At 35.8% G+C, this 11940-nt stretch carries 13 protein-coding genes; 3 read left to right on the forward strand and 10 right to left on the reverse strand.

The annotated features are described in order from the left end of the window. Positions 1-471: 471 nt before the first annotated feature. Both ACOMCU_RS19700 and ACOMCU_RS19705 read right to left on the reverse strand, forming a co-directional pair. Positions 472-678, reverse strand: a complete 207-nt coding sequence (locus tag ACOMCU_RS19700) for a hypothetical protein (protein ID WP_421051142.1) — start codon at positions 676-678, stop codon at positions 472-474. A 577-nt stretch (positions 679-1255) separates the two neighbouring features. Continuing rightward, positions 1256-1549, reverse strand: coding sequence for a hypothetical protein (locus ACOMCU_RS19705; protein ID WP_010859576.1), 294 nt, complete (start codon positions 1547-1549; stop codon positions 1256-1258). A gap of 801 nt (positions 1550-2350) precedes the next feature. Between ACOMCU_RS19705 and ACOMCU_RS19710 the strand changes: the two genes are divergently transcribed. Both ACOMCU_RS19710 and ACOMCU_RS19715 read left to right on the forward strand, forming a co-directional pair. Next, positions 2351-2575, forward strand: a complete 225-nt coding sequence (locus tag ACOMCU_RS19710) for a hypothetical protein (RefSeq protein ID WP_010859577.1) — start codon at positions 2351-2353, stop codon at positions 2573-2575. Positions 2576-2954: 379 nt separating this feature from the next. Continuing rightward, complete coding sequence (locus ACOMCU_RS19715; RefSeq protein WP_329600452.1) at positions 2955-3254, forward strand: transposase; 300 nt, start codon at positions 2955-2957, stop codon at positions 3252-3254. 141 nt (positions 3255-3395) lie between these two features. On the opposite strand, the gene ACOMCU_RS19720 is transcribed toward ACOMCU_RS19715, so the two are convergent. The 8 genes from ACOMCU_RS19720 to ACOMCU_RS19755 all read right to left on the reverse strand — a co-directional run bounded on the left by ACOMCU_RS19720 (position 3396) and on the right by ACOMCU_RS19755 (position 11077). Beyond that, positions 3396-3596 (reverse strand): cold-shock protein, encoded by a 201-nt coding sequence (locus tag ACOMCU_RS19720; protein ID WP_010859579.1) that lies wholly within the window; start codon positions 3594-3596, stop codon positions 3396-3398. Between the two features lie 517 nt (positions 3597-4113). Then, on the reverse strand, positions 4114-4698 hold the full coding sequence (locus ACOMCU_RS19725) for a DNA-3-methyladenine glycosylase I (protein ID WP_010859580.1): 585 nt from the start codon (positions 4696-4698) through the stop codon (positions 4114-4116). Positions 4699-4916: 218 nt separating this feature from the next. Beyond that, positions 4917-5057: a hypothetical protein gene (locus ACOMCU_RS19730; protein WP_421051143.1), complete on the reverse strand. Its 141-nt coding sequence runs from the start codon at positions 5055-5057 to the stop codon at positions 4917-4919. Positions 5058-5597: 540 nt separating this feature from the next. Then, complete coding sequence (locus ACOMCU_RS19735) at positions 5598-5789, reverse strand: hypothetical protein (protein WP_010859583.1); 192 nt, start codon at positions 5787-5789, stop codon at positions 5598-5600. 635 nt (positions 5790-6424) lie between these two features. Further along, positions 6425-8080, reverse strand: coding sequence for a right-handed parallel beta-helix repeat-containing protein (locus ACOMCU_RS19740; RefSeq protein WP_421051144.1), 1656 nt, complete (start codon positions 8078-8080; stop codon positions 6425-6427). 237 nt (positions 8081-8317) lie between these two features. After that, positions 8318-10063, reverse strand: coding sequence for an adenine deaminase (ade, locus tag ACOMCU_RS19745; protein ID WP_421051145.1), 1746 nt, complete (start codon positions 10061-10063; stop codon positions 8318-8320). A 346-nt stretch (positions 10064-10409) separates the two neighbouring features. Continuing rightward, positions 10410-10538: a hypothetical protein gene (locus ACOMCU_RS19750; protein ID WP_421051174.1), complete on the reverse strand. Its 129-nt coding sequence runs from the start codon at positions 10536-10538 to the stop codon at positions 10410-10412. Between the two features lie 119 nt (positions 10539-10657). Then, positions 10658-11077 (reverse strand): pyridoxamine 5'-phosphate oxidase family protein, encoded by a 420-nt coding sequence (locus ACOMCU_RS19755; RefSeq protein ID WP_010859587.1) that lies wholly within the window; start codon positions 11075-11077, stop codon positions 10658-10660. 163 nt (positions 11078-11240) lie between these two features. Here ACOMCU_RS19755 and ACOMCU_RS19760 point away from each other — a divergent pair, with 163 nt between their 5' ends. After that, on the forward strand, positions 11241-11867 hold the full coding sequence (locus ACOMCU_RS19760) for a YczE/YyaS/YitT family protein (RefSeq protein ID WP_010859588.1): 627 nt from the start codon (positions 11241-11243) through the stop codon (positions 11865-11867). Positions 11868-11940: the final 73 nt, after the last annotated feature.

Raw genomic sequence — 11940 nt, forward strand, 5'->3', positions numbered from 1 at the left:
TTCAAGACGCTAAGTCCAGTCACATAGCCTTTTCTAACCTGATTTTTTACATAAAAATCTTAGTTTTCTCACCATTTACTTATAGCATTCATACACACTTATTTTCCCCATCGTGGAAGTTTAAGTTGCTTAATTAAGGCAAAAGTCTATAGTCCTCTTCATTAAAATTCTCATTGTCCTAGTATTTATATCCTTTAGGTACTCATACAATTTAATTTTAATGGAAAATCATTATATTTTATACTGTTTTCAGGACAAATTACCAGTCACATTTCATTCTAAATTCATAGATTATTAATGTAAGGCAGCGCTCGCACTACACAAAAAAACTAACACAAAAAGGGAGATTAAAGTATGCAAGATAATAGATTTGTTAAGCACATGAATTGGAATTATAACAATTTAAATAAAGGTGACAAATGTAGTCATTATAAGTGTTATTGTGAATATGAAAAAAAATGTTACTGCAAATTAGACAAGTGCGAACATAAACATGATAAATGCAAACATAAATGCGACAAGTGCGAGCATAAACATGATAAATGTTGGCATGATCACGACAAATGCGAGCATAAACACGATAAATGTTGGCATGATCACGACAAATGCGAGCATAAACACGATAAATGTTGGCATGATCACGACAAATGCGAGCATAAACACGATAAATGTTGGCATGATCACGACAAATGTGATTGCAAGAAAAAGGAACACAAAAAAGATAAATGCGATGATAAATTTGACCACAACTGTAAAGGTTGCATCTGTAATCTTTTAAAACGCTTTGAACCAGGTACTTTAGTAGACGTTCTCTTATCAGGTGGAGGCAGTTTCCTTGGCGTTATTTTCGTAAGCTTGGATCCGAAAAATTGCTGTGCTTACTTCCTTGAAGTAGGGGCTGCTGCTGCAGCTACACCAATCGTTATTGATTGCCAAAAAATAGACGCTATCCGAAAAAACCCAGCTGCATAACAATAAAAGGCATCGAGAAGTCTATTCTCGATGCCTTTTATTGTAAACAAACTAAAAAAATTGAGTTTGTCTACAGTCTGAAGGATCTCTTCTTAAAATGGAAGAAATCCTTTATAAATTAAACAATTTTTCAATTCTAGATACACAATTACCTGTTCTAGTACTAAACCTTTTGTGGTCGTTTGGATTAGATAGAAACAAAGCTACTTCATATTCGCTCAAACAGCATATTTGTATATCTGGAAGGTCCGCAGATTGAATCTACTCCCCTCTCCTAGATGTTTTATTCATTCACAATTACTTTTACTACAGGTTCTAATTTGCCAACAAATATGTCTCCAAGATAATCTACATCGATAACAACTGCACGTGGCTCAAAACGTCTAATGCTATCAATTATGCGTGCGGTATTACGTCTCTTTGTAAGGTAAAAAGGTGCGTCTGTATTTGACTTCTTACCATATAGAGGACAAGATATTACAAATGTGGATAAAATATAAGCTACATTTTGCAATATTTCATCAACGCCTGTAGCACCGAAATCAATATTGCTCGTAGCGGTAACTTGATGTGTCATCTTATCAACCCTTCTTCAATGATGCAGGCTTAGTTGTATGAAATTTGAAACATGCCTCCTGATAGTGAATGGCATCCATCCTTTTTTCCGAATAGTGTGAGCTTGTTATTCCAGATGACAATAACCAGCACTTAGTTATTTATGCCAGACTCGCTTCAAATATGAACGGTATATACTATTTCATTCTTCAATTAATACAACCTCTCTTATTTTTACCCGCTTCAAAATTCATTTAAACTTTTGCACGAAGACTTGTTGCTATTGAGTAAAGATTATATTGTAATCACCTCAAATTACTGTGAAACTTCAATGCGTGGGGGTTCTCTTCATCCCCCATGGATTGCTAGTGGATTCAATCGAGCTTTTACGATCAGTTGATTGTACTTGTCAGCTCTCACTTGTGGTGGACGCCTTACTGACCGTTCATGTGGGATCCGATTACCTTGTCAAAGCATAGTAAATAACATATAACCAACTGAAACACCCATGAATAATAGCCCATAATATTGAGTGATGAACACTCCATGAGATTGTAATAGCTAATACTGAACCAAAGCCAATTCCATTTTTCACAACCGATTTATTTTCCAATTTATTCACCCGCTTTATCTTTTTACTATTCATTATCTGTTTATTCAGCAAATTCCTACTCCTTTCTGGTTTTGCTTTAAAGATGGATATCACATTATATGTATCTCATAGTCAAATAAAGTTAGTTAGGTCGAAGTGATGAGATGTCCCTTAAACCATGAGCACCTAACAGTAACAAGAACATATTATGTACTGAAAGGAGTGACCATTATGCACTGGCAACATAAAATTCGGTTTTTAATTGGTCAACCAGTTGGAATATCATTGTCAAACGGTCAAGGGACTTCAGGCATTTTATGTGGTGTAGCAGAGGGCAAGTTACTTGTCCTTGAATACTTGTATCAATCTCAATTTGCTTTAAAACAATATGATTTTCATATGATTCAAGATGTCAATGGATTTCCTTCATGCCATAACCCACAACCATTATACTAAGAGACAAACTTTACATTACCCAAGCCTTACATCCTCTATCCATACCGTTCATTGTGCAAGCAATGGCACCGACAAAAGAAAAGTAATGAGTCGTCGGTGCCTGCTTCGGTATACTTTATTTGTTAGTCGGCGTTCACTCATCAATCAAAGGGGATAAGATACAAATTTATACTTTTTTTGAAGTATACAATTTGGCAAATTGTTGGCCATTTTTGTATATTTCATAACTGAAGCTTTGGACAACCCTATGCTATGCTTTTACATATACACACTTTAAATTTTAAGTTTAGTTAATATGTCCAAAAATGTTTATTACCCTCTTGTGATTATGTGCAATTTTTCAAGGGCATAATGGCAAAAAGGACGTGATGTTTTGAAAGTGTTAATAATTGCATCTACCATAGCTGTACCAACCCTTATGCTTTACTTACAATATTTAAGTGATAGATTTCGCCTCTTTTTTAATGTTGTAGCCATCATCTCATCCATCATCTTCGGTTGTATTGCGGCCACTTCCATCTATCAAATCATTGTTGATGATGCTGTATTTATGACAACCATTCATGCCATATTTTTAAATCCGCTATTTTTAGTAGTTGGTTCTTACATAGGGATGTTCATAATTTATCGATTGTTGTTACTTACAGTCGACGAGAAAAAACATCCTGCTGGCATGTAAGTTCTTTAAGAGTCTATGGTCAGTTAAAAATGCAGTAAAGGATTTGATAATGCATTTAAAATCTCCTATGTAAGATCTTCACCCGTCGATGTACATAAAAAAAGAAGCATTCCCTAAGGATGCCTCTTTTTTATGTGTTAATTAAAGTTTAACGATGTTTTTAGCTTGTGGTCCGCGGTTACCGTCTTCCACTTCAAACTCAACTTTTTGACCTTCGTCAAGTGATTTGAAACCTTCGCTTTGAATCGCTGAGAAGTGAGCGAATACGTCTGCTTCACCTTCAACTTCGATAAATCCAAAACCTTTTTCTGCGTTAAACCATTTTACTGTACCTTGTTTCATTTAAGAAAACCTCCAAAAAAATAAAATTGTAATATATAATTTCTTCTATAAAATAAAAAAATTCACATATTACAAAAAGTACCGAATAAACACGATTACTTTTTGTAATAGGTGAATTCAATATTTCCACTAAAGGAATGTATTTATTAGTTTCACTATACACCATTTTTTTTTATTTGTCTAATGAAATAATTTTTAATTGAAGATAAATACTTAATCAAAAAATGAAATCCTCCATTTTGAGATTTCATCTTTCACTAAGTAATGGCACTTGCGATATCAACATTCGGAAAGACCCTTTTGTCTTTTACCCGGCTCACTTGCATACTTTTCTATATATATGGCTGATTGAACCTCTTCTTTTTATTGAAGCAATAAAAATGCCCATTCAAAAAACAAATGAATAGTTCTCACCAAAATCGCTGCACTTTGACATAAAGCTGGGTCTATTGATTTTATGGAGACAGCGTAGGTCTCCTATATTTTAGCCTATCTCATTCATTCCGATTTGATTTCATCAATGACCATTCCCCTGTACTTCACGGCTGACATGACGACAAAGACAATCAACTACATGATCATTTATCATTCCCGTTGCCTGCATAAATGAATAACAAATCGTACCACCCACGAATTTGAATCCGTCTTTTTTTAATTGCTTGCTCATGCGTTCACTTAGTTCTGTTGTCACCGGCACTTGGGCTAAGGTAGACCACTGATTGATTATAGGTTGATGGTTGACGAAGCCCCAAATATAAGTAGAAAATGAACCATATTGTTGCTGTATTCGAAGAAATGCTTGTGCATTCGTAACAACACTTGCGATTTTGAGTTTATTGCGAACAATTCTTTGATCCTCTTTAAGCGCTGTCAGCTTGTCCTCGGTATAGAGCGCAATTTTCGTCGCATCAAATTGATCGAAAGCATCTCGATAGCCTTGTCTTTTCTGTAAAATTGTCCACCAGCTCAGTCCTGCTTGTGCCCCCTCTAAGCATAGCATCTCAAATAAGTGCTGATCTTCATAAACTGGCACACCCCATTCCTTGTCATGATAGTCGACATATAGTGGTTCATCCAGTTTCACCCATGCACATCTCTTCATCAATTCTGCCTCCATTTCTAAGTATCCCCGTAATTTAGATACTACCTATTTAACTCCTATAATACATAACCAACCTTTTTTTGTATTTTCTTTTATGTCCGCCTCTTTAAATCCAATATTTTCTAATAGCTGCTTTATTTCTATTTTGGTTTTATAGTCGCTCATGTGATAATTGATTTTATAAAACACGGAAATTATTATAAATTGTCCGCCAATTTTCAACAACCTAAATGATTGATTTTAGCCAATGACTGTAGTGTTTCCCCACCCACACAACCAATATCTAAAACCATGTCTCCATCTTTAATAACCCCACTGTCAATTAACCATTTATTCATTCCACGATGAGCTACATTCATAATATGTAACACGGAAAATTCTGCAAATTATTCAGGACTTTCAGCTTGTTCAATTAATCATTGTAACAGTGTCATTTACTTCATTCCTTTAACTATAAGGTGAATTGTTCTGATAATTCGAGGGAATATAATCAATGCACATTTGGTTGCTAATTTAATTTGGTGCTTTGCTACGGATATTTTGACTTGTTTACATATGCGGTATGATTGGTTATGTCTTATTTCTAATCTCGAAAAAATGGTTTATGACCATTGATTGGTGGAAAAAGATGATTAGGGTTAATAATTAAAACATTTAGGTTTTCTTACCAAGAACCATTTAATAAAAAAGAAAAAATCACAAGTGTTTAGGTTTTGTAGATAATATTAAACACTGTGATTTTCTTCTATGTATCCTATTTGATTTATCGATCTAAGGTAAATTTAGGTAAAACGCAAATACGACACCTTTTTCTATGTCCATCATTTTATTTTCAGACAAAAAGTGATATGTATTATGTCAAAGACAGATTCCTCTTACTTTCGACAAAATGTTTACGTTTAATTTAAATATGTATTGTTTGTTAAGTTTCGTTCGCGCTCATCTATCACTAAGTGGATAATAAATGCTAGCTGTTGCTCAATTCGCATATTGTTAAGATGAAAAATATCAGCGATTGCATTTTTTTGACTATCTGCCAACTCCACTTTTTCGAGCATCATCATTATTTCTTCTTTCGAAAGCCCAAACATTTTCCTTTTCCACCTCCATTTCACTAAGCCATTTTATTATTCCAAAATTATTATCTAAAGATCTAGAACATTACATCCATACTGCTATTAATGAATCATTTTTACTAATTATAGGATAAAACATAGAAATTAATCAATCTAAAAACTAAATTTTCTAACAACATTTTCTACTGGGGCAATTCATCATTAATATTTTTGCTATAATTTTCTCACTCAATAAATCCTTCTTCTAGAATAACAAGGTTTATAATAGTAAAAATTTCTAAATCGAACGGATAATTACCACTCTTCCATTATAACGGAAAAAATCACAAAGCCTTTAGGTGTCGAAATTAAATATTTTTTGTAAAACGATTTATACACAATTCACATAAAAGCGCTCACATTCAATTCATTCTAACATGATACATTTAGGAAGGACCTTTTTCACGCTTCTTCAAAATTAACAGCTAGGCTAGTTAACATTACCTGTAATTATAAATTTGTAAACATTACCCAATAATTTCATCTAAACTTCCAAATCATTCAAAACCACCCAAACGCAGCTCTACTACCGATGCATCTTTTTTCTTTTCACAACAGAAAAAAAGTAATTTCAAAATTTGAAACTACTTTTTTTATTGAAGTTTTAAGCATTAAATTGTTTTCTTAACATCTGTGCTTTTAAGCGTTGTATATATTTCCTGTAATACTTCAGCTGGTATTTGCAATTCTTTATTTAATTCCTGAATGGATTTTGAACTGCTTAGCATGTTCACGATGTGTTGTATTTTTTCATTAGATGTAGTTGGCTTAACGTCCCTATCGACAATTTTAGAAGAGGTATCTCCATGCCATTTAGCGGTATTTGCATAGCCTCGTACATATAGTTGACTCTGCTCTTGAACAATTGCTGCCGTCTTTACATTGGCAAGATTCGTGTTCACAATTTCAAGTAGTGACTGATTTGTCATGGCTAAAAATATTCGCTCAGTGTCTTCGACGAAGCACTGCTCTATGCGGCCCATTGACTTATCAGACCAAACGATTGCGTAAGGGCTCTGTCTAGCATATATAAAATCACTACTTATAATTTCAAAAATGGCATCGATGCAGGTGATACCATTCCCAATGATATGAGCAAATGTACTATTTTCCACAAATAATCGGGCATTATTGATATAAAGATGGTGGCTGTCTACCTCTCGAATCGTTGTATGCTTTAGCGTAATTTTCGCATGTTCATTTCCATAAATACCACCCGCCTGACCAGACTCAATGATGGACTCATTTAATTGTAGACCACTAGCATCCACAATAAAATGGAACTGTGGATGTTGCTGTATCTTACATGCTGTCATCGTCACGTCGGCCTCATTAATAATAGTAACCCCTGTAGTAACTCCATTTCTTATAGAACATTTATGAATCTCAGCTTTACTATTTTCTATAAAAAGCTGTGGCTTGTTATGCTCACTCAACTGACAGTCATAGATTACCGCCTTCGAATGCTCCCCCACATAAATACCGTTTCCTTGCCCCTCTGCAAAAATTGAATGCGAGACCTTTAACTCACTTTCATGTACTACTATATTTGTGCCTATATGTTGTTTGACTTCACAAAACTCCATTATCATCTGAGAATGATCCACTATTTGAATGCCTAAATCCTGTCCTTGATGAATGAGCGTATCCTTCATAGAAATCGTACTGGAGGCTGCAACCATTTGCGTTTTTTGGTGGCCGTGCATCTCACAATTTACTATGTCCATTTTCACATTGCTAATAGCAAAAATTGCATTCATTTGCCCCTCTAACAACAGACAATTCGTTAAGACAAGCTCACTATTTTGTGCTATGATTTGAGCTTTTGTATGGTGCTGAATCGTTGAATCTGTCAGCATAACACTCGAACCATTATCGATCCGCAATCCATATTGATTTAATGGGCTCGCTATTATATCAACATTTTTCAACATCAAACTTCCATAGTTGACAGTAACTTGGGTCCTTATCATTTGTTGCTCTATTATGCAGTTTTCTAGCTGTAAATCCCCTTTAATATAAATTCCCTGACCCTGACTAAAACGGAGATTTCGCATTTCCACATGTGTATGGTAACGAATAAACACTCCGCCTTTAATGGTTACATCCCCCACTCCATAAATGGTCAGTCTTTTAGGAACATCAATGTTTTCTTCGTAAACACCATCTCTAATTTCTATAAAATCCCCCGCTTCAGCATCTTGTATTGCTTGTCCAACACTTTGATAACGGTGCATAATGTTCTTCTTTACAACAAGTATTGCCATCTTCACGCTCCTCCTGTCTAAACAAAGCTCCCTATTCTTACAGACATTTTATTTTTACCTCGTTTTCATTCTATTTATATACCCAATGATCTTCCTGTTATTCAATTATGTACAAATAATTTACAAATGGCTCTAAAGAACTGCTTTTACATAAAAAGAGAGCAAAGGCTGGTAACCTTGCTCTCTTTTTATGTAAAATATGACTAATTTAGTATTGGAAAACTCCGTTGTTTATCGTTATGCCTCTACTTCTATATGCTGGAATGTTGTCACATTAAATAGACCTGTGTCTGTTAGTTTTAGGGCTGGAATAACAGGTAACGCGACAAATGAGAAAGTCAATAAAAAATGGAAATCTAAATGGGGATTTAGCTCATATAGGGCGTTGTGCAAGCCTGCTAATTGTGCTTTAGCCTCATCTGCTGGTGCATCCGTCATTAAGCCGCCAATTGTTAAAGGCATCTCCGCTATAATTTCACCATTTGCTACGATGACAAAACCACCTTGGATTTCTTGAATCCGCGTGAGGGCAATTAACATATCTTCATCATTTGTTCCAACCACTAATGCATTATGCGAATCATGCGCAACGGTTGTCGCAACTGCACCTTTTTGCAAGCCGAAGCCTTTGACAATACCAAGCCCAGTCGTATGCAAATTGTGGTGACGTTCAATAACAGCAAGCTTCAGTAGATCCTGTTCCACTGATGGTTCGAATACGCCATCTTTAACTGGTACATCTACTACCAAATGATTGGTAATAAGTTGATTTGGCACGATTTCCATCACATTGGCCTTCGTACCTTTTGTAAACGGTATCGATAGCATCTCTTTCGTCACTATAGGCAAATGAACAGATTGCTGGATATGCGCAGGTACATCCGTTTTTATACGAGACGTTAGCATTACGCCATTTTCAGCAACCTTCACACCATTTTTCCAAACTACTTTCGCACGCATTTCCTTTATATCTTCTAGTAAAACAAAATCCGCTTTATACCCCGGTGCTAATGCACCTCGATCATACAAACGATAGCACTCAGCTGTATTGACGGTTGCAAGCTGAATAGCCTGTAATGGATCCATCCCTTCATTAATAGCCATAGCTACATCAAAGTTGATGCTCCCTTCTTCTAACAATTCATCCACGTACTTATCATCCGTACAAAAACCAAAACGACGAGCATTGGCTGGATTGACAGCGGGCAATAGATCGCGTAAATTCTTTGCCGCAGAACCTTCACGAATTAAGACGTACATCCCTTGCTCCACACGGTCTATCGCTTCGTCTGCCGTTACACATTCATGATCGGTATGAATACCAGCAGCACGGTAGCCTGTAATTTGCGCACGATTTAAGCCTGCACAATGTCCATCAACAACAAGATTTGCTTGCTGTGCAAGCATGATTTTTTCAAGCATGTTTTCTTCACCATTCAATACAGCTGGAAAATCCATAACCTCCGCTAATCCACGTACATCTTCATGGGATAAAAATGGCGCTAAATCGCTGGCTGTTAATGTAGCACCTGCGTTCTCGAAACTAGTGCCCGGTACACTCGAAGGCAACATAACAAAAATATCCATGTCTGCTTTTTTAGCGTCATCTAGCATAAAGTGAATCCCCTCAGTCCCAGCAACATTTGCGATTTCATGTGGGTCCGTTATGACTGTAGTTATTCCGTGTGGCACGAGCACACGACTAAATTCAGCAGGGGTTAGCATAGAAGATTCAATATGTATATGCCCGTCAATAAGTCCTGGCACAACATAGTGTCCTGCTGCATCCTCTTCATATGTAGCTTTAAATCGATTGTCGGTATCAAGGGCAACTATTAGTCCATTGTTTACGACGATATCGGCCTTTTTCCAAGTCAGTGTAAAAACATCCGCAACCAATGCGTTACGTAAGATAAAGTCTGCTTCAACTTGTCCTTGAGACGTCAATATGTTTTGTGCGAGCTGTTGTAGTTTTGTTGGCATTCAATGCACCCCTTTTTTTCTTTAAGAATTATCATGCATGAATTGCCGCATAGATTCAAGTCATGTATAATTTTTTTCTTCTAATTTGAACTTTATATTAAACTTTTGCACATTTCATTGACCTTACTTCTATATATAGCAAGAACAATTTAATAAATTCACTCCAACTTTCAAAACCGAAAATATAACTATATTTTAATGGTCGTTACAGATTGACGACAATAGGCATTCACAATGTTCATATTCTGAATGCCTTTTTCCATTTCGTTTAAAATTGCACATGAAATCAGCCATGATTAACGAGAGTAGCACGCTACGAGTTGACCTATTATGCCATATCTGGACTTCACCATGTCCAGTTAGCAAGTTTCTTCAAATTCTTTGCAGCAAAACTAAGCATCGCCTGCATGGACCATTTTTTTAAGCCCTCTGAGGATAGTCCAACGTATACCATGACGGCTGTAAAATTAGCCATAAAAAACACCCCTAAATCGTTAGATTTGGTGTCTAACAATTTAGGGGCAGTTCAAACCCAAATGTTTGAGTTTGTCTACAGTCTTGAGCGACCTCATCTCAATGGTCGTTAAGTACTAACTATTCTGCTGTAAATTCTAATTCTTTTGGGGACTCCCCTTTTTTATTCATCAAGCGCATCCGAATGGGTTCGATTTTTAGGGTCACCATTTCATCTTTGTTGCCAATGAAAATACCCGTGAAAAATTCAGCCAATTTGTTTTTTAAGCCTTCCTCATGAATTTCAGTTAGCTTACCTTCTATTTCCACAAAAGTATCACCAAAGCCTCTATTTTCATAGCCATATAAAATATGTGTATACGGATTTTTTTGTAACTCCTCTATCTTTTCTGAGTGTTTATTTGTCACTGTATACAATACAAACTCATCGTTTTGAAAAGTCATATAACGTGAGTACGGTTTCCCGTTCTCAACGGTTGCCATCGTTCCTATTTTTTCACGATTTAACACTTCTAAAATTTCATCTCGTACAGAAGTCATTTATCTCATCCTCTCTCTTGATTCATTTTTATATTGCCCTTCCTGTGTTAAGATAAAACCTCTTTTTTGAAAAATAAGAAATGTTAGTCTTTGGTAATATGCACAATCTCTTGTTATAATGTTTTTTTGGACAACATGAATTTTGAGAATGAGGGTATTAAGTATGAAGCAAGCATTTTTTACGCGATGTCTATTCTTCTTTACAGGCATCTTGGTCTTATCCTTTGGTATAACTTTGACAATAAAGGGTCAACTTTTTGGCGTAGGCTCTTGGGATGTTTTACATATCGGACTAACTAAAACTCTCGGTTTATCTATTGGCACTTGGTCTATTTTAATTGGACTAGCCATCTTAGCATTTGATATGCTGGTGACAAAGAAATGGCCTCTTCCTGGTACATTTGTAGATATGTTTTTAGCTGGTATTTTCATAGATATTTTTAACTATTGGTTACCAGATATTGATGGTTTTTGGATGCAGTTACTATCCTACCTTACTGGACTTGTATTGCTTGGTTGGGGCTGTGGGATGTACATGGTTGCAAGTTTAGGCATTGGGCCACGAGATACATTAATGCTTCTTTTTGTCCATAAATTTGGTTGGAGTGTGACACGCGCTCGTACAACGATGGAAGTAACTGTCGCTATACTAGGTTTCTTGCTTGGAGGTCCTGTTGGAGTTGGTACAGTACTGATGGCATTCGGGCTTGGACCAATCGTGCAATTCGCCTTAACTTACAATGAAAAATTATTTACAAAATGGACTGGCATTAAAAGTGCAGTTGTATAAGAACACAAAAGGAGCTAACTCACATTTAAGTTGGCTCCTTTTTCTTATAGACAATGACTTTTCTAAGAACCAA

The sequence above is a fragment of the Lysinibacillus sp. UGB7 genome (assembly GCF_049058285.1).
In the GTDB taxonomy this organism is placed as follows: domain Bacteria; phylum Bacillota; class Bacilli; order Bacillales_A; family Planococcaceae; genus Lysinibacillus; species Lysinibacillus sphaericus_B.